The organism is Stenotrophomonas sp. P5_A9 (assembly GCF_056400525.1).
The window spans coordinates 1-17,734 of the sequence record NZ_JBFULC010000076.1; the positions used below are offsets into that span (position 1 = coordinate 1).

General features: G+C 66.8%; 18 protein-coding genes. 4 read left to right on the forward strand and 14 right to left on the reverse strand.

What is annotated here, in order from left to right; genetic code table 11:
- From AC1DR7_RS17920 to AC1DR7_RS17985, 14 genes are all read right to left on the reverse strand, one after another.
- Positions 1–174: flagellin N-terminal helical domain-containing protein (locus AC1DR7_RS17920; RefSeq protein ID WP_476664591.1), on the reverse strand; the 174-nt coding region annotated here is incomplete at its 3' end.
- Positions 175–245: 71 nt separating this feature from the next.
- Positions 246–1,412, reverse strand: coding sequence for a flagellin (locus tag AC1DR7_RS17925; protein ID WP_256776981.1), 1,167 nt, complete (start codon positions 1,410–1,412; stop codon positions 246–248).
- An 842-nt stretch (positions 1,413–2,254) separates the two neighbouring features.
- Positions 2,255–3,457 (reverse strand): flagellar hook-associated protein FlgL, encoded by a 1,203-nt coding sequence (gene flgL / locus AC1DR7_RS17930; protein ID WP_256776982.1) that lies wholly within the window; start codon positions 3,455–3,457, stop codon positions 2,255–2,257.
- Positions 3,454–5,334, reverse strand: coding sequence for a flagellar hook-associated protein FlgK (gene flgK / locus AC1DR7_RS17935; protein WP_478076595.1), 1,881 nt, complete (start codon positions 5,332–5,334; stop codon positions 3,454–3,456). The genes flgL and flgK overlap by 4 nt, the downstream gene beginning before the upstream one ends.
- Before the next feature lie 8 nt (positions 5,335–5,342).
- Entirely contained in the window at positions 5,343–6,572 is a 1,230-nt protein-coding gene (flgJ, locus tag AC1DR7_RS17940) for a flagellar assembly peptidoglycan hydrolase FlgJ (RefSeq protein ID WP_457320099.1), read from the reverse strand.
- A 1-nt stretch (position 6,573) separates the two neighbouring features.
- Entirely contained in the window at positions 6,574–7,725 is a 1,152-nt protein-coding gene (locus AC1DR7_RS17945; protein WP_478053004.1) for a flagellar basal body P-ring protein FlgI, read from the reverse strand.
- A 7-nt stretch (positions 7,726–7,732) separates the two neighbouring features.
- Positions 7,733–8,425, reverse strand: a complete 693-nt coding sequence (flgH, locus tag AC1DR7_RS17950; RefSeq protein ID WP_478076596.1) for a flagellar basal body L-ring protein FlgH — start codon at positions 8,423–8,425, stop codon at positions 7,733–7,735.
- A 23-nt stretch (positions 8,426–8,448) separates the two neighbouring features.
- Entirely contained in the window at positions 8,449–9,234 is a 786-nt protein-coding gene (gene flgG / locus AC1DR7_RS17955; protein ID WP_256776987.1) for a flagellar basal-body rod protein FlgG, read from the reverse strand.
- Between the two features lie 136 nt (positions 9,235–9,370).
- Entirely contained in the window at positions 9,371–10,123 is a 753-nt protein-coding gene (locus tag AC1DR7_RS17960; RefSeq protein ID WP_478076597.1) for a flagellar basal body rod protein FlgF, read from the reverse strand.
- 32 nt (positions 10,124–10,155) lie between these two features.
- Positions 10,156–11,379 (reverse strand): flagellar hook protein FlgE, encoded by a 1,224-nt coding sequence (gene flgE / locus AC1DR7_RS17965; RefSeq protein ID WP_457320628.1) that lies wholly within the window; start codon positions 11,377–11,379, stop codon positions 10,156–10,158.
- A 32-nt stretch (positions 11,380–11,411) separates the two neighbouring features.
- Entirely contained in the window at positions 11,412–12,098 is a 687-nt protein-coding gene (locus AC1DR7_RS17970; RefSeq protein ID WP_457320626.1) for a flagellar hook assembly protein FlgD, read from the reverse strand.
- 26 nt (positions 12,099–12,124) lie between these two features.
- Positions 12,125–12,532 carry a flagellar basal body rod protein FlgC gene (flgC, locus tag AC1DR7_RS17975; protein WP_478053002.1) on the reverse strand — a complete coding sequence of 136 codons (408 nt, stop codon included), beginning with the start codon at positions 12,530–12,532 and terminating at the stop codon, positions 12,125–12,127.
- A gap of 3 nt (positions 12,533–12,535) precedes the next feature.
- Positions 12,536–12,931: a flagellar basal body rod protein FlgB gene (flgB, locus tag AC1DR7_RS17980; protein ID WP_478076598.1), complete on the reverse strand. Its 396-nt coding sequence runs from the start codon at positions 12,929–12,931 to the stop codon at positions 12,536–12,538.
- Positions 12,932–13,515: 584 nt separating this feature from the next.
- Complete coding sequence (locus tag AC1DR7_RS17985; RefSeq protein ID WP_256776992.1) at positions 13,516–14,460, reverse strand: chemotaxis protein; 945 nt, start codon at positions 14,458–14,460, stop codon at positions 13,516–13,518.
- 105 nt (positions 14,461–14,565) lie between these two features.
- Between AC1DR7_RS17985 and flgA the strand changes: the two genes are divergently transcribed.
- The 4 genes from flgA to AC1DR7_RS18005 all read left to right on the forward strand — a co-directional run bounded on the left by flgA (position 14,566) and on the right by AC1DR7_RS18005 (position 17,281).
- A complete protein-coding gene (gene flgA / locus AC1DR7_RS17990) occupies positions 14,566–15,216 on the forward strand; it encodes a flagellar basal body P-ring formation chaperone FlgA (RefSeq protein ID WP_478052084.1) in 651 nt (216 codons plus the stop codon).
- Between the two features lie 109 nt (positions 15,217–15,325).
- Complete coding sequence (gene flgM / locus AC1DR7_RS17995; RefSeq protein ID WP_256776994.1) at positions 15,326–15,628, forward strand: flagellar biosynthesis anti-sigma factor FlgM; 303 nt, start codon at positions 15,326–15,328, stop codon at positions 15,626–15,628.
- A 2-nt stretch (positions 15,629–15,630) separates the two neighbouring features.
- A complete protein-coding gene (locus AC1DR7_RS18000; RefSeq protein ID WP_457321612.1) occupies positions 15,631–15,963 on the forward strand; it encodes a flagellar protein FlgN in 333 nt (110 codons plus the stop codon).
- A gap of 178 nt (positions 15,964–16,141) precedes the next feature.
- Positions 16,142–17,281 (forward strand): ATP-binding protein, encoded by a 1,140-nt coding sequence (locus AC1DR7_RS18005; protein ID WP_306175647.1) that lies wholly within the window; start codon positions 16,142–16,144, stop codon positions 17,279–17,281.
- Positions 17,282–17,734: the final 453 nt, after the last annotated feature.

Genomic DNA, 17,734 nt, shown 5'->3' on the forward strand with positions numbered 1-17,734 from the left:
GATCTGGGTGCCGAAGCGCTCGGAGATGGCCAGACCGGCCGCATCGTCCTTGGCGCTGTTGATGCGCGAGCCCGAGGACAGGCGCTGGATGGTGGTGGCCAGGGAGCTGCCGCTGGTGCTCAGGTTGCGCTGAGCATTCAACGACATCGTGTTGGTGTTGATGACTTGTGCCATGAGGAGAGGTCCTTGAGCAGTGCACGTACGATGGGTTAGACGCTCCTGACGTGCTTCAGGAGCGGCTCATGTCAGCGCTGCAACAGGCTGAGCACGTTCTGTGGAACCTGGTTGGCCTGGGCCAGCATCGCGGTGCCGGCCTGTTGCAGGATCTGGGTACGGGTGAGTTCCGCCGTTTCCTTGGCGAAATCGGTATCACGGATGCGGCTGCGCGATGCCGACAGGTTTTCCGAGGAGGTCTGCAGATTGGCCACCACGGAGGTGAAGCGGTTCTGGATGGCGCCGAGGTCGGCGCGCACGCTGTTGACCGACTCCAACGCCTTGTCGACGATTTCCAGCGCCTTCTGCGCGCCGACGTAGGACGAGACGTCCAGGTCCTGCACGAAGCTGGAGGTGGCCGTGGCGGCAACCGAGCTGGGGGCGGCGACGGTGGAGTCGGCCAGGCTGAGCTGGGTGGCGCCGGTGATGACCAGGTCGCGGTCGGCCTGGACCGAGGTCAGCTTCAGGCGCTGGGTGTCCGGGGTGCCGGCGGTGGTGACCACTTCGGCGTAGACACCGGCTTCGCCGATCCTGCTGTTGATCTGGGCGGCGGCGGAGGCGGCAAACTCGGCGGTGGTCTTGCCGGTGATGGTGCCGATGGTGGCGCCGTTGATGGTGACGCCGGTCAGGTCGGTGATGGTGGCGATGTCGCCGGTGCTGTCGACGGGGGCGGCAAACTTGGCGTTGCCCAGCGAGCTGGCCTTGGCATCGACGACGCTGTTGATGGCAATCGCCTGGCCGGCATTGGCGCCGACCTGGAACAGCTGGCTGGTGAAGCTGCCGTCCAGCAGCTTGGTGCCGTTGAAGTCGGACTGCTTGGCGACGCGGTCGATTTCGCTGACCAGCTGGGTGACTTCGGCCTGCAGGGCCTTGCGGTCGCTGGCGGAGTTGGTCGCGTTGGAGGCCTGTACGGCCAGTTCGCGGACGCGCTGCAGGTTGTTGCCGATTTCACTGAGGGAGCCTTCGGCGACCTGGGCCAGCGAGATGCCATCGTTGGCATTGCGGATGGCCACGTCGGTGCCGCGGATCTGGGTGCCGAAGCGCTCGCTAATAGCCAGGCCGGCGGCGTCGTCTTTCGCGCTGTTGATGCGCAGGCCCGACGACAGGCGCTGGATGGTGGTAGCGAGCGAGCTGCCGCTGGTGCTCAGGTTGCGCTGAGCGTTGAGCGACATCGTATTGGTGTTGATTACCTGTGCCATGGGTCGTCTCCCTTATTGGAATCCCGGTGGTGAATGGAACGAAGCGCCGCCGATTTTTTTGTTTGGCTGTGTGCTTCGCTGTTGCCAAATGAATAACGGCGCTTTGTCAACAACCTTTAGGCGGAAATTTCGCTGAGGCTGTCTGGTGGGCCATCCGGGGCCATGGCGGGCTTGCCGGACATAAGGGTTAACGGCAGGAAAAGCGGGAATTCAAGGGGGTTTTTGATGTTCATGGCCGGATGTGGGGTCGGGGGCACGGCTACAGTCACAGCCACAGCCACAGCAAGGGCGTGGGGCCTGCTGCATCTGGGGGAGGGCTGGAACGGGTGGCTTGGCGGGACACGCCGTAAACCCATCCTTGGGGGCTCGCATGCGCCATCCATGGCGCATGACGGTCCCGCCAACCCACCCGTGCCACCCCTTGGACAGGGTGCGGGTGCGCAAGGAAAGAGCCGCGCTACTCGCGTATGAGCGGGCGCGCTCTACGTCGCTTTTCCGCTCTTCCGCTCTGCATAGGCCACTAGCCAACTGTCGAGGGCGCGGGTGTGTGGGTTCGCGGGACCGTCACACGCCATGGATGGCGTGTGCGAGCCCCCAAGGGTGAAGGCGCATTGCTCGCGAGGCACTGCCTCGCATGCGACTGAACGCACAGCCGCCAGCGGCTGGGCCGGGCCGCGGAGCGGGGTTTACGGCGTGTCCCGCGAACCCACACACCCSCGCCCATGCCATGAGCAGAGGATCATCCGCGCTGTTGCCTTTGGATGCGTAGAGGAAAAAGCAAAAAGGCCGCGATGCGCAATGCATCGCGGCCTTCAGGCCATCCAGGTTTTCGTGTCGCGGTATCAGCGCAACACGTTGAACAACGACATCTGCTGCATCTGCGAGAACAGCGTCTGCGCGGCCTGGAGGGCAGTGCTCTCCAGCTGGTACTGACTGATGGCATCGGCGTAGTCCAGATCGCGCATCTGCGACAGCGTGCTCTTGAGCGTCACCGTATTGGACTCACGCATGTCCGCCGCATTGTCCAGCGCCTTCAACTGCGCACCACCGGCCGCGCGCGAATCGATCATCCGCTCCGAGGCCCGCGCAACGTCGCGCAGACCACTTTGCAGCAGATTCTGCTGCGCCGCCGACTTGGACGCGCTCCCGGTATCCATCTTCAACGACCCGATCAGACTGTCCAGCGTGCTGAAAATATCCCGGCTGGTCGCCGGACTCACCTCGAAGGTATCGCCGGCCGCCGGCTTGCCGTCGATGTGCAAACGCACCCCGTTGAGCACCAGATCGTCGCCTGCCTTCATCGTACCGGTGGACACCACCGTACCGCCGGCATCCAGCAGCTCGTACTGGTCTTCAGCGGTGAAGCGCACGCTGAAGCCCTGGCCGTTCCAGCTGTCGCTGCCGTCGCGGGTCACATTGGTCAGCACGCCCGTGCCCGTGTTGGCCGTGCTGGCCGCCCCGTCCACGTGCCCATCGCCGGTACCGATCCGCAGGAAAATCTCGCTGCCGGGCAGGGCATCGAGCACGTACGTGTCCGGCCCGACCTCGACCTGGCGCTGGTTCTGGTCGCCGTTATAGACCACCTTGCCATCGATCTGGCTGAAAGGCGGGCTGTCATCGGCCGTACCGCCAAACAAATAGCGCCCGGTGCCGTCGGTACTGTTGGCCAGCGCCAGCAGGTTCCCGCGGATCGCCTCGATTTCCGTGACCATCGACTGCTTGTCCGAGGCGGCCAGCGCCGGATTATTGGCGTAGATCGTCAACTCGGTGATGCGCCCCATCATGTCGCCGACCTGGGCCAGTGCGTTTTCCTGCAGGCCCAGCCGGTTCTGCACGTTGCCCGCGTTGAGCTGCATGCGGTCCAGCGAGGCCAGCGTGCGGTCCAGGCCGACGGCGGCGCCGGAGGCGACCGGGTCGTCCTTGGCGGTCACCAGGCGGCGGCCGGTGGCGATCTGCTGTTCCAGGTGGCTCATCTTGGCCTGCTTGGCCATCATCAACGACACCGACTGCTGGAACATCATCCCGGTGGAAATGCGGCTGTTCATCGGCTCACGGCTCCGAGGATGGTCTGGAACATGTTGTCGGCGGTGGAAATCAGCTGCGAGGCGGCCTGGTAGGCCTGTTGCAGGCGCAGCATGTCGGCCGCTTCCTCATCCAGGTTGACCCCGGAGATCGCATCGCGCGCGGACTGCGCCTGGTCGGTGATCACCTGCTGGGCCTGCAGCGAGTAATCTGCCGATCGCGCGGCGGCGCCAACCTGGGTGGTGAGCCCACCGAGCGCGCCACTGAGCGTCACGGTACCGTCGTTGAAGGCCTTGGCCTGTTCCACCTTGGCCAGCAACAGGGCGTTGCTGTTGTCCGAGGAACCGGCCGGAGTCGGGCCGATGCCGAAGGTGTCGCCGGTCTTGGGCGCACCGTCGAGCACGAAGCTCCAGCCATTGGCGCTGATGGTCTGGCCGGCGGTATAGGTGAACGGGCCGGCACCATCGAGCGTGTACTGGGTGGCGCTGGTGAACACGATCGCGGCCGGATTGCGCAGCGCCGCGTTGTTGTGGTCGGTCACCTTGACCCCGGTGAGCTTGCCGGTACCGGTATTGGTCAGTGCGGCCGTGCCCTTGATCGGTGCCGCCGCCGCGATGCGCGAGGTATCGGTGATCGCCACCGACAGGGTGCCGGCCACGCCCGCGGTGGGCTGCAGCAGCATGCGGTCGTTCACGGCCGGGGCACCGGTCATCACCAGTTCCACGCCGTTGATCACCAGCGGGTCGGCGGCGCTGCCGGTGCCGGTCATCGGAATCGCCGCGCCGGTGTCGGCGCGGGTCGCCTGYCACTGGGTGCCGTCGAACTTGAGCAGCACGTTCTGCCCGTCCAGCTTGGACAGGTCGCCGAAGCTGGCGGTCATGCTGGCGGTGCCGGTGTTGTTGGCGTTGCCGGTGATGCGCGGGCTGCCGATGTTGAAGAAGTCCCCGCCCAGGTTGCCGTACAGGTCCGCGCCCTGGCGGTGCACATCGTTGAAGCTGCTGGCCATGCCGACGGCCAGCTTGCCCAGTTCGGCCTGGGTGGGCGTCAGCACGGTATCGCGGAACTCCAGCAGACCGCCGATCTGGCCGCCGAGGGTCTTCGGTTCCAGGGTGATCTTCTGGCCGGCGCTCTCCAGCGCGAGCTGCAGGCGCTCGGGCATGTACGGATCGGCCACGGTGGTGACCTTGGAGGCGGTGGTGCCTACCACCAGCGCCTGGCCACCGGCGGTGTAGACGTTCATCAAGCCGCCGTCCTGCATCACCGCGTTGCCGCCGGTATAGCCGACCAGGTTGGCGATCAGCGCATCGCGGCGATCCAGCAGGTCCGGCGCGGCGTTGGCCGCGTTGCCACCGATGCTGCCGTTGAGCTGCGCGATTTCCTTGGCGAGCCGGTTGATCTCCGACGCGCCGGCGATGAGGCCGTTGTTGACCTCGCCGTTGAGCGTATTGAGCTGGCCGTTGAGCTGCTGGAAGCGGCTGGCCAGGGTCTTGCCGCCGTCGAGCATGTTCTGCCGGTCGGCCGTACCCGACGCGTTGGAGGACAGGCCGCTGACCGTGTCGAAGAAGCTCGACCAGACCCCGGACACGTTGGTGGCGGTATCAGAGAACATCGCATCCACACGGTCGGCCATGCTCGACAGCTGCTTCAATCGCGCCAGTTCACCACTGCCATCGAGCAACCGCGAGATCGCCAGCTGGTCGGCCACCCGGCGGATATCGCTGATCCGGGTGCCGTTGCCCACGTCGCCATAGCCGAAGTTCTGCGGATTGGCGGTGGCGAAGTCGACCTTCTGCCGGCTGTAGCCCGGCGTGTTGATGTTGGCGACGTTGTGGCTGGTGGTCGCCAGCGCCCGCTGGAAAGCGAGCAGGGCGCTGGTGCCGGTGGAAAGTACGCTGGACATGGGTTACCTCAACGACGGATGACGCCCAGCCCGGTCGGGCTGGCGGTGCTGGCAAAGGTCTCGCCCAGGCGCTGGCTGGCATTGCCCACGGCGGCGATCGCGCGCTCGATGGTCGGGCCGCCGGCAATCGCGGCGATCTTGGCCGCGTAGCTGGGATCGGTGGCGTAGCCGGCCTTCTGCAGGCCCTGGGCGAAGCCGCGGACATCGCCGCCGGCCTGCAGCGCATTCTGGTAACGCGGGCTGTTCTTGAGCAGTTTCACGTAGTCGGCAAAACTGTCGCCAACCGAGGTGTAGGCGCGGAAGCTGGCGGTTTCGTTGCGGCGCACGCCGTCCACGTATTCATGGGTGCCGCTGGTGGCGCGTTCGCCGCTCCAGCCGCTGGCCTTGATCCCGAACAGGTTGTGCGAGCTGCCACCGCCGTTGCGCTGCACCAGCTTGCGGCCCCAACCGGTCTCCAGCGCGGCCTGGGCGACCAGCGCCTTGGCATCCACGCCCAGTTCGCGCGCGGCCTGCTGGGCGTGGTTCCAGATGCTGGCCACGAAACCTTCCGGCGTGTGCGGGCCAAGCTGGGCGGCAGCGGTGTTGGCGGCCAGCGTATCGACCGCACTCGGTCCCCGCGCGGCGGCCGTACCGTTGACGTCGCGCCAGCGGTCATCGGCCAGCGCGGCCCAGTTCTGTTCGGTCGGATCGCTGACGCCGGACGCCGCCGAATACGGATCGGAACGGCCGATGGCCTCGTGCATCTGGCTGCTCTCGCGGCCGGCGATCAGATCCAGCGCACGTTCCATCGGCTGCAGCACCGTTGACGGATCGGCGCCGCGCAACTGCTGCAGCATCTCCACTTCGCTCGGCGTGCCGGCCGGCATGGTCGAGGCGGGCAGCGCCATCGGCGCCGCCGCCGGTGCGTTGAGCCGGTATGCGCGCAGCGCGGCGGCCGGGTTCAAGGCGGTGTCGGTCGGCTTGGCGGCCTCGGCCTCGGCGCCACCCAGTTGACGGGTGATCATCGCCGACAGGCCCAGCCCGCGCCCACGGGTCATCGCCTCGGCGATCTTGTGGTCGTACATCTCGCGGAACATGGTGTTTTCGGCGGGAAACAGCGAGTCGCCGAAGCTGGCATCGCGCATGCTCTTGACCAGCATCTGCGCGAACTGGCCTTCCAGCTGGCGCGCCACCTTGTCCACCTTGGCCGGGCTGTTGGCCTGGGCCGGATTGAGTTCCAGTGCCGGGTTGATGCGCATGTCAGATCACCTCGAGCTCGGCGCTCAGTGCGCCGGCCTGCTTGAGTGCTTCCAGGATCGCAATCAGATCGCCAGGTGCCGCCCCCACCGCGTTGACCGCATGCACGATCTCGTCCAGCGTGGTGCCGCCGGTGAACTTGAACATGCGGCTGCCATCGTTGGTGGCGGTGATGGTGGACTGCGGCGAGGCCACGGTCTGGCCGTTGCCGAAGGCATTGGGCTGGCTGACGTTGGTGTTCTCGTTGATGGTCACGGTGAGCGAGCCATGCGAAATGGCCGCCGGGCCGACGCGCACCTGCGAGCCGATCACGACCGTGCCGGTACGTGCGTTGACCACCACCTTGGCCGGCGCGCTGCCCGGGGTGAGTTCCAGGTTTTCGATACGTGCCAGCATCCCGATGCGGGCGCCCGGGTCGCTCGGCGACTGCACCGATACCGTGACACCGTCGATCGCCCGCGCTGCGCCATCGCCGAAGGCAGTGTTCAGCGCGGCAACCATCCGCGAGACCGTGGTGAAGTCGTTCTTGTGCAGGTTCAGGGTGATGTCGCCACCGCCGTTGAACACGTCCGGCAGTGCACGTTCGACCGTGGCGCCATTGGGAATGCGACCGACGCTGGGGACGTTCACCGATACCCGCGAACCGTCCTTGCCCTGCACGCCGAAGCCACCGACCACCAGGTTGCCCTGGGCGATCGCGTAGACCTGGCCGTCGGCACCGCGCAGCGGCGCCATCAGCAACGAGCCGCCGCGCAGCGACACCGCGTTGCCGATCGAAGACACGGTGATGTCGATCGGCTGGCCCGGCTTGGCGAACGGCGGCAGCTCGGCGTGGATCGCCACGGCGGCCACGTTCTTCAGCTGCGGATTGACGTTGGCCGGTACGTTGACGCCGAGTTCGCCGAGCAGGTTCTTCAAGCTCTGCACGGTGAAGGGCGCCTGGCTGGTGCGGTCACCGCTGCCGTCCAGGCCGACCACCAGGCCATAGCCGACCAGCGCATTGGTGCGCACGCCGCCGACCTGGGCCAGGTCCTTGATGCGCTCGGCAGACGCCGGTGCCGCCAGCGCGAACACCGCCAGCAGCACCACCACGGCACGCACCGCGTAGAGCGACGCACTGCGTCGCGGCCCGAACAGGGAGAAGGAAAAGGTCATGTCAGGCTCAGAACGGCGTCAACGCCGAGTTGAAGAAACGGCTCAGCCAGCCCATCGCATTGGACTGGGCGACCGGGCCGCGGCCGCCGTAGACGATGCGGGCATCGGCAACGCGGCTGGAAGGAMTGGTGTTGTCCGGGGAGATGTCCGCCGCGCGCACGATGCCCTGCACCTGCACCAGCTCATCGCCCTGGTTCAAGCGCAGGTTTTTGGCGCCCTGGACCACCAGGTTGCCGTTGGGCAGGCGCTGCACCACGGTGACGGTCACGCTGCCGAGCAGGCGGTTGCTCTGCGCGGTGGTGCCCTTGCCGGCGAAGTCGCGCGAACCCTTGGCGCTGGCGCTGAGGATGTCCTTGCCGCCCAGTGTCACCGGCGCGCCGAACACGGTCGGGGTGCCGATGCTCAGGTCCGATTCCTTGGCGGTGGTGGTGTTGGCGGTGGTCTGCGCGGTGGTGTTCTCGGTCAGGGTGATGGTCAGCAGGTCGCCGACATCGCGTGCGCGCCGGTCCGAATACAGCTGCAGGCCCGGGCCGGCGGCGTAGATCGCACCGGCCGTGGCCTGCGCGGTGGGCGCGATGATCGGGGTGACCGGCGCCATCGCCGGGTAGGGGCGGACATCGCCGGCGATGACGCAGCCGCCGAGCAGGGCGACAACGGCACTGGCCGAGAGCATGCGGAGGGTAGGGCGCAGGTACGACATGGCAGGGTTCCCGGTTCGACCGATCAGACGTTCTGGTTGAGGTAGCCGAGCATCGCGTCGGTGGTGGAGATCGCCTTGGCGTTCATTTCGTAGGCGCGCTGGGTTTCGATCATCGACACCAGCTCTTCCACGACGTTGACGTTGCTGCCTTCCAGCGCGCCCTGCACCACGCTGCCCAGGCCGTTCAGGCCGGGGTTGCCGTTCTGCGCGGGGCCGGAGGCGGTGGTTTCCAGGAACAGGTTTTCACCGCGGGCCTGCAGGCCGGCCGGATTGACGAAGTCGGTCAGGGTCAGCGCGCCGATTTCCACCGACGCCGCGTCGTCGGCCATCTTTACGCTGATGGTGCCGTCGGTCCCGATGGTCAGCGACTGCGCGCCTTCGGGGATCTGGATGCCCGGCTGCACCGGGTAGCCGCTGTTGGTCACCAGCTCGCCATCCTGGTTGCGCTGGAACGACCCATCACGCGTATACGCCGAAGAACCGTCGGGCATCTGCACTTCGAAGAAACCGCGGCCGTTGACCATCACATCCAGCGCGCGGCCGGTCTGCTGCTGGCTGCCCTGCTCGAAGTTCTTCGAGGTGGCCACCACGCGTACGCCGGTGCCCAGCTGCAGGCCCGTGGGCAGCTGCGTCTGTGCGGACGAAGAACCGCCCGGCTGGCGCACCTGCTGGTACAGCAGGTCTTCGAAGCTGGCACGGTCCTGCTTGAAACCGGTGGTGTTGGTGTTGGCGAGGTTGTTGGAAACCACCGACATGCGCGTCTGCTGCGCATCCAGTCCGGTCTTGGCGATCCACAATGCCTGGTTCATGGCGATGTTCCTTTGTCTGTTGCGGGTGGCCACCCGGGGCGGCCGTCACGGGGAGCGATGCATGGGCTGTGCCAGAACCGCGCCGGAATTCCGTCGGGGCCCCGTGGGTGCCCCGTCAATCGCGCATCGCCGCGGCTCAACCGCCCAGTCGCAGCAGGCTGTTGGCGCTACGGGCGTTGTCGTCGCCGTGCTTGATCACCTTCACCTGCATTTCGTACTGGCGCTGCAGCTGGATCATCTGCACCAGCGCGCCGGCCGCGTCCACGTTGCTGCCTTCCAGCTGGCCGCTTTCCAGCGACTTGCCCTGGGCCTGCACGAAGGGCTGCTGCGGGTCGGTGTTGCGCATCAACCCGTCCAGGCCGCGCTCCAGCCGTTCATCGGCCGCGGCGACCACGCGGATACGGCCGATGTTGGCCATGGTCTGCGGGCCTTCGCCCAGCGGGATGATCGAGATCGTGCCGTCGTTGCCGATGTCCATGGCCTGGTGCGGCGGAATGGCGATCGGCGCACCGTTCTCGTCCAGCACCGGATGGCCACCGGCGGTCRCCAGCTGGCCATTGGGGGTGATCGAGAGTGCCGCACCACGGGTATAGGCCTCACCGCCGCCCGCCGGGGCCTGCACCGCCAGCCAGTTGCCCGACTGCAGCGACAGGTCCAGCGGGTTGCCGGTGATCTGCTGCGCGCCCATGCGCCGGTTGAAGCCGGCGTCGACGTGCAGGGCGTCCACGCGCGAGGCATAGCCGGTGCCCTTGATCGGGAACGCCTCGGTATTGGCCAGGGCTTCCTTGAAACCAGGGGTATCGGTGTTGGCCAGGTTGTGCGAGAGCGTGCCCTGTGCCTGCAGCGAAGCACGTGCACCGGTCATCGCTACGTAGAGCGCCTTGTCCATCGTTGTAATCCCGTGATGCGGTCAGTGGCTCATCAACGGATGTTGATGATGGTCTGGGTGATCTGGTCCATGGTCGAGACCATCTGCGAATTGGCCTGGAAGTTGCGCTGGGCCGTGATCATGTTGACCAGCTGCTCGGTCAGGTCGACCGTGGAGGCTTCCAGCGAACCGGCCTGGACCTTGCCCAGGTTGGAGCTGTCCGGTGCACCGGTACGCGGCGTGCCCGAGCTGAAGGTTTCCACCCACAGGTTGTTGCCCTTGGCTTCCAGGCCCTGTGCATTGTTGAAGGTGGTCAGCGCGACCTGGCCCAGCGGTTTGTCATCGCCGTTGGAGTAGCGCGCGTAAACCACGCCTTCCTCGGACACGGTCACTTCGTTGAGCTTGCCGGCGGCGTAGCCGTCCTGCTGGGTGTTGCGCAGGGCGAACTTCTCGCCGTACTGGGTGGACCCGCTGATGTCCAGGGTCAGCGCCAGCTGGCCGGCGCCGGTGCTCGGCGTGAACGGGGCCAGCGTGATCTGGCCGTTGGCCGGGGCGGTCAACGCGCCGGCGTTGTTGAAGGTCAGCGTGGTCGGCGCGCCGGCGGCCTGGCCATCGACGTAGTTGTAGACCTGCCATTGGTTCGGGTCGGCGGTCTTGACGAAGTACGAAGTCTGCGTGTGGCTGACGCCCAGCGAGTCGTACACGGTGATACCGCCGGTGGACTGGCTGTAGCTGTTGGAATCGGTCGGGTCGAACACGCCCACCGTGGGCACCTTGGCGTCGGCCGGCAGGGTGAAACTGACGTTGACCTTGCTGGTCTGCCTGGGCGGGCTGTCGGTGGTGAGCAGCTGCAGGTCGACCAGGCGGCCGGCATCGAAGCTGGTGCCGTCGGCGTTGGGGGCGAACACCTGCAGGCGCGCGCCCTGCGGGTTGGTGACGTAGCCGGCCTGGTCGGTCTGGAAGTTGCCGGCGCGCGAATACACGCGGGCCCCGTTCATGGACATGGTGAAGAAGCCCTCACCGGAAATGGCCATGTCCAGGCTGCGCCCGGTCTGTTCGTTGTTGCCCTGCGAGAACTGCTGGGCCACGTTGGTCAGGCGCACGCCCGAACCGACCGCGTTCTTGGACAGGCCATAGCTGGTGGCCGAGAACAGGTCGGCGAACTCGGCGCGCGATTCCTTGAACCCGGTGGTGTTGACGTTGGCGATGTTGTTCGCGGTGACGTTCAGGTCGGCATTGGCTGCGTTGATGCCGGACAACGAAATGTTGAAGCCCATGGGATTGCTCCTGGTATGCGGGGTAGGGCGGCTCAGCTGATGCGGAGCACGTAGTCGATCGGGGCCGTGCCCAGGCCTTTGAGGTTGAGGTACAGGCCGTCCGAGCCGACGGTGACGCTCTCCACCGGGGCCTCGACGTAGGTGTTGACCTTGTTCTTGGCGCCGGCGCTGTCGGTGAAGGTGGCGGCGATCGAGTAGCTGCCCGGCGGCAGCCGATTGCCGTTGGCATCCTTGCCATCCCAGTCGAAGGTCACTTCGCCGGCGGCCTTGGCTTCCACGCTCAACGTGTTGACCTTGACGCCGTTGGCATCGGTGATTTCCACGTTGACAAAGCCCGCGCCGGAGGCAGCGACCATGCCGTTGGTGTTGCCTTCGGCCTCCAGCTGCCACTTGGTCGAGGGCACCAGCACGTCATGGCCGACCAGCGCAGCACCGCGCAGGATCTGGTCGCTGGACATCTGGTCCTGGAAGCCCTTCACCGTGGTGTTGAGGTCGGTGATGCCCTGCACCTGGGACAGCTGCGCCATCTGCGCCACCATCTGGGTGTTGTCCATGGGCTTGAGCGGATCCTGGTGCTGCAGCTGTTCGGTCATCAGGCGCAGGAAATCGGCCTGGTCCAGGGTGCTTTTCTTCTTGCTGGTGTCGCTGTTGGGCGCGTTGAGGCCGAGCGCGCTGTAGATATCGCTGCCGTTCTGGCCGACGCCGCTGGTGCTGCTCATGACGGTATGTCCTGTAAAGAAAAGGGTCAGCGACCCATGGTCAGGGTGGCCAGCGCCAGTTCCTTGGCGGTGGTCAGCATTTCCACGCCGGCCTGGTAATTGCGCGAGGTGGAGATGAGGTTGACCATCTGCGCCACCGGGTCGACGTCGGGCTGGTAGATGTAGCCGTCGCCGTCGGCCAGCGGGTGGCCGGGCTCGTAGCGCTTGATCGGCGCGGCGTCGCTCTGGCTGATTTCCTTGACCTGGACGGTGGTGATGTTCGGGTCGGTGCGGCTGGTGACGGACTGGAAGATCGGTTCGAGCGGCTTGTACACCGTCTGCGCCGAACCGGAGACGGTGTCGGCGTTGGACAGGTTGGAGGCGATGGTGCTCATGCGCACGGACTGGGCCTGGAGGGCGGAGCCGGCGATGTCGAAAATGGGGAGGTTGCTCATGGCTTATTGCCCGGTGATGGCGGTGAGCATGGAGCGCACCTTGGATTCGACGAAGCTGAGCGAGGCACGGTATTCCAGCGCGGCGCGGCCGTAGGCGGCACGTTCGGCATCGGGGTCGACGGTGTTGCCGTCGATGYTGGGCTGGACGCCTTCCTTGGTGATCTGGAAGGGGTTGAGGCCGCCGCCAACGGCGTAGTGCTGTTCGTTGGTGGTTTTCATCAGGCCGTTGCTGTCCACGCCCTGGGCATTGCGCAGGGCGGCATCGAAGTCGAGGTCCTGGGCCTTGTACCCGGGGGTGTCGGCATTGCTCAGGTTGCTGGCGATCAGCTTCATCCGCTGCTCGCGCAACGGCATGGCCTGGGCATGGACCCCCAGATAGTCGGAAATCAGATTGGGCATGGCGCGCTCCCACGGGACGATGGGGGGAGTGGTGCAAGGGCTGTGCCAGTCGGCGCGTTGTTCCTGCGTGTGGCGCGGGTYGGCAGAGCCCGCCGGGACACGCCGTGAACCCATCCCTGGGGGCTCGTGGGCGCCATCCATGGCGCCCAACGGTCCCGGCGGGCTCTGCCAACCCGCGCCCGGACGTGTCTGCGTCGCCGGAAGGAAGGGCACAGCCGGCTTCGGGAGGAGGGGTAGTGCCGGCCGCTGGCCGGCAACGCCTGCTACGCCTGCTACGCAGGCGACGTAGAGCCGGACTCTGCCCGGCTGCGGCACCCTGACGCCCACAAAAAAGCCCAGCGGGCGCTGGGCGTGATGATGAACGATGCAGCAAACCAAGGTAGAGCCGAGCGTTGCTCGGCTGATCTCTACCTACACCCGCGTTCGCCAAACAGGCGCCGACCCACTGTCAGCGGGTCGGGGTGGGTGGGGGGGCGGGACCGTTGGGCGCCATGGATGGCGCCCACGAGCCCCCAGGGACGGGTTTACGGCGTGTCCCGCACCCCCGCCCACCCCGGCCCGCCATCAGCGAACCGACCGCCGCTTCAAGCCGCCATCGCCACCTTCCGCAAACGATCCAGCACGAAATCGGCCAGCTCATGCGGGGAATACTTGGCCACGAACGCATTGGCGCCCACCCGCTCGACCATCGCGTTGTTGAACACGCCCGACAGCGAGGTATGCAGCAGCACGTACAGCCCGGCCAGGCCCGGATGGCGCCGGATTTCCGTCGTCAGCGTATAGCCGTCCATCGCCGGCATCTCGATGTCCGAAATCACCATCGCATAGCGCTCGGCCGGGTTCTCGCCGGCCGCGTGGATCTGCAGCAGGTGGTCCAGCGCCTGCTTGCCGTCGGACAGCAGCGTCGCGCCCACCCCCAGCTGGTCCAGCACACTGCGGATCTGCTGGCGGGCCACCCGCGAGTCGTCCACCACCAGCACCTGCAGCTGCGGGCCGTCGGCCGGCATCGCCAGCGACGGGTCCAGCACCGCCTCGCCGCGCACCTGGGCGATGTCGGCCAGCACGCTTTCCACGTCGATCACCTGGATCAGCTCGCCCTGGAAACGCGTCACCGCGGTCAGGTAGCTCGACTCGGCGCCCAGTTCCGGCGGCGGATGGATGTCCTCCACCGCGATATTGACGATCCGCTCCACCCCGCTCACCAGGAAGCCCTGGATCGAGCGATTGAACTCGGTCACCACCAGATAGCCCGGCGCCTTGTCCGCATCCGGCTCGCGCTCGGGGTGGCCGATGGCCAGCCCAAGGTCCAGCACCGGCACCGAGCGGCCGCGAACATCGGCCACCCCGGCGAACTGGCTGGGCAGCCCGGGCACCTGGAACAGGTCCGGGCGGCGCAGGACTTCCTGCACCTTGAACACGTTCACGCCAAAAAGCTGGCGTCCGCCGAGCCGGAACAGCAGCAGGGCCAGACGATTGTGGCCGGCCAGACGCGTACGCTGGTCGATGCGGTTGAGCAGGTCATGTGACATGGGGGTGGTATCGGCGCCAGCGCGCCCGACTTGAGCGCCGCGCCCCGTGGATTCCGGCACGCGCCTTGCAGGACGCTGCCCATGTGCCTTGCCCGTGGAGTCGCCATGCGTTGGATCATTCTTGCCCTGCTAACGCTGGTCACCGTGCCTGCGTCCGCCGCGGGCGGCTGGCAGCCGGTGGACAGCATCCGCGCCGCCGCGCTGTCGACCCTGCCGGCCGGCAGCGAAGGCGACACCACCCTGGATTCGGCGCTGCGCCTGCCGGCGTGCGGGCAGGGGCTCAAGGCCCAGCCCACCGGCACCAGCACCGTGGAAGTCAGCTGCCCGGATGCGGGCGGCTGGCGGCTGTTCGTCCCGGTCAAGATCCGCAGAAACCAGAATGTGCTCATCCTCAACCGCGGCATCAGTGCTGGAGAAACCCTGGCCGCCGTCGATATCACCACTGCACAGCGTGACGTGGCCCGTATTGCCGGCGCCGCGCTGGCCGACCCGGCGGCTGCGGTCGGGCGGGTCGCCCGGCGCACGTTGACCGCCGGCAGCCTGCTCTCGGCCAACGACCTGGTCGCCCAACGCCTGGTCCGTCGCGGCGACAGCGTCGCGCTGGTGTCGCGGATCGGCGGGGTCGAAGTGCGTGTCGCGGGCAAGGCCATGGCCGACGCCGGTGAAAATGAACGCGTTTCGGTGGAGAATCTGTCCTCGCGGAAGATCGTGCAGGGCACCGTGGCGGCCAGTGGCGACGTTTTTGTGACGCGCTGAGCACAATACTGAACCGGCGGCGGAAATCGGTAAAAAAACCGCATAACCCCCTAAAGATGGCGGTCCCCATGCCGTTATCCCTTGTGAACCGCAACTCCAGGACAACTCCATGAGCCAGAAAATCGACGGCAACCTGCAGGCCACCGCCCATCTGCGCAGCGTCAGCCTTGGCACCAAGCCGGCCGCCAGCACCGATTCGCCGACGCGTCCGGTTGAAGCAGCGGACAGCCTGCGCCTGACCGGCGAGGCCACCAGCCTGCAGGCCCTGCAGCGCGAGCTGAGCACCGCCCCGGCGATCGACGCCGGCCGTGTGCAGGCCGTGCGCGAGTCGCTGCAGAACGGCACCTACAAGATCAATCCCGACGCGATCGCTTCGCGCATGCTCGATCTGGACCAGCAGCTGCAGGGATGAACCTGGCGATGAGCGAGCCATTGCAGCGCCTCAGCGATGCCTTGGACGTCGAACGCCAGGCATTGGTCGAGCATGACGTGCAGGCGTTGATCCGTGCCACCGGCGCCAAGCTCGAAGCGCTGCGCGCCCTTGAGGCCGTGCTGCCGGTCGGTCAGGGCGAACGCCTGCAGGAGCTGGCCGAACGCAACCGCGCCAACGGCGTGCTGTTGTCGCGCCGCCGCCGCGAGGTCAACTGGGCGCTGCGCCAGCTGGGCCGCAGCGAAGAATCCTCGGCTTACGACGCCAAGGGCCAGTCCCACACGCTGCATACGCGACGGCCGCTCGCCGTCGCCTGATCCGGCCCCGCGTGGGCCGTACGCGCGTGCACGGGCTTCCGTCGCGCGGACCAACGCGTATATTGGGCGCCTGTTTCGACTGCCCGATGTGACCGTGACCGCTTCTTCCAACCTTGTCACCGCGCCGCTGCCACCGCAGCAGGTCCTGCTCGCCCTGTTCGAGCGGGTCAACGAAGGCATGCTGCTGTTCCGCGAGGATGGCAGCGTGGCCTTGGCCAACGCCGCCGTCAGCGAGATGCTCGGCCAGGCCGAGGACGCGGCCGGTCTGGGTGCGGCGCAATGGCTGCGTCAGCTGCTGCCGCCCGATGCGCTGGAACATGCGCGCCAGCACGGTCACTGGAACGGCAGCCTGCCGGTGGGTGAGCGCATGGTCATCGCCCATGTCTACCACCACGATGAAGCCGGCCAGCGCCATTACCTGGCCCTGTTCCGCCGCATCGAAGGCCAGGAAGACTACGAGCGCGAACTGCAGCAGCGCCATGCCGAGCTTCGCCAGGCCTACCTGCGCCTCAACGGCACCCAGGAAAAGCTGCTGCAGTCCGAGAAGATGGCCTCCATCGGCCAGCTCGCCGCCGGCGTCGCGCACGAGATCAACAACCCGATCGGCTACGTGCACTCCAACCTGGGCAGCCTGCAGGAGTACCTGCGCAGTCTGTTCACCGTGATCGAAGCCTACGAGCGCGCCCTGCGCGCACCCGATCCCAAGGCGCTGATCCCGGAAATCGACGACATCCGCACCCGCTTCGACATCGACTTCATCAGCCGCGACCTGCCGCAGCTGATGGCCGAATCGCGCGAGGGCATCGAGCGGGTGACCCGGATCGTGCGCGACCTCAAGGACTTCTCGTATTCCGGCCGTGATGAATCCTGGAAGCTGGTCGACCTGCATTCCGGCCTCGAATCGACGATCAACATCATCTGGAACGAGCTCAAGTACAAGGTCACCCTGCAGCGCGAGTTCGGCCAGCTGCCGCTGGTGGAATGCCTGCCGTCCGAGCTCAACCAGGTCTACATGAACCTGCTGCTCAACGCTGGCCATGCCATCGCCGACCGCGGCACGATCACGGTGCGCACCGGCGTGGACGGGGAGCATGTCTGGGTGGAGTTCGAAGACACCGGCGGCGGCATCTCGCCGGAACTGCGCCAGCGCATCTTCGATCCGTTCTTCACCACCAAGCCGGTCGGCAGCGGCACCGGCCTGGGCCTGTCGATCTCCTACAGCATCATCAACAAGCACCACGGCCGCATCGACCTGGACAGCACCCCGGGGCAGGGCTCCAGGTTCCGCCTGGTGCTGCCGATCAAACAGCCGCGCTGACCCGCACGTAGAGCCGACCGTTGGTCGGCTGCCTTGGCACCTCGGCTGCCACGGGAGGTCGGCTGCCTTGGCACCTCGCCTGCCACGGCAAGTCGGCTGCGGCGGCACCTCGGTTGRGAGCAGCCGACCAACGGTCGGCTCTACGGGCGTCATCGGCTCGCTGGGTCATTGCGACGATCCGCGCGCGCGTGGCATGGCGCAACGCATCCGCACGCCCCATTGCCGTAGAGCCGACCGTTGGTCGGCTGCCTTGGCACCTCGGCTGCCACGGCAAGTCGGCTGCGGCGGCACTTCGGTTGGGAGCAGCCGACCAACGGTCGGCTCTACGGGCGTCATCGGCTGGCTGGGTCATTGCGGCGATCCGCGCGCGCGTGGCATGGCGCAACGCATCCGCACGCCCCATTGCCGTAGAGCCGACCGTTGGTCGGCTGCCTTGGCTCCTCGGCTGCCACG

Bases quoted from the DNA above. Each gene is read 5' to 3' on its own strand.
- AC1DR7_RS17925 (WP_256776981.1), bottom strand. From the start codon at position 1,412: ATGGCACAGGTAATCAACACCAATACGATGTCGCTCAACGCTCAGCGC.
- flgL (WP_256776982.1), bottom strand. From the start codon at position 3,457: ATGAACAGCCGCATTTCCACCGGGATGATGTTCCAGCAGTCGGTGTCG.
- flgJ (WP_457320099.1), bottom strand. From the start codon at position 6,572: ATGCGCATCAACCCGGCACTGGAACTCAATCCGGCCCAGGCCAACAGC.
- AC1DR7_RS17945 (WP_478053004.1), bottom strand. From the start codon at position 7,725: ATGACCTTTTCCTTCTCCCTGTTCGGGCCGCGACGCAGTGCGTCGCTC.
- flgG (WP_256776987.1), bottom strand. From the start codon at position 9,234: ATGAACCAGGCATTGTGGATCGCCAAGACCGGACTGGATGCGCAGCAG.
- flgE (WP_457320628.1), bottom strand. From the start codon at position 11,379: ATGGGCTTCAACATTTCGTTGTCCGGCATCAACGCAGCCAATGCCGAC.
- AC1DR7_RS17970 (WP_457320626.1), bottom strand. From the start codon at position 12,098: ATGAGCAGCACCAGCGGCGTCGGCCAGAACGGCAGCGATATCTACAGC.
- flgC (WP_478053002.1), bottom strand. From the start codon at position 12,532: ATGAGCAACCTCCCCATTTTCGACATCGCCGGCTCCGCCCTCCAGGCC.
- AC1DR7_RS17985 (WP_256776992.1), bottom strand. From the start codon at position 14,460: ATGTCACATGACCTGCTCAACCGCATCGACCAGCGTACGCGTCTGGCC.
- flgA (WP_478052084.1), top strand. From the start codon at position 14,566: ATGCGTTGGATCATTCTTGCCCTGCTAACGCTGGTCACCGTGCCTGCG.
- flgM (WP_256776994.1), top strand. From the start codon at position 15,326: ATGAGCCAGAAAATCGACGGCAACCTGCAGGCCACCGCCCATCTGCGC.
- AC1DR7_RS18005 (WP_306175647.1), top strand. From the start codon at position 16,142: ATGCTGCTGTTCCGCGAGGATGGCAGCGTGGCCTTGGCCAACGCCGCC.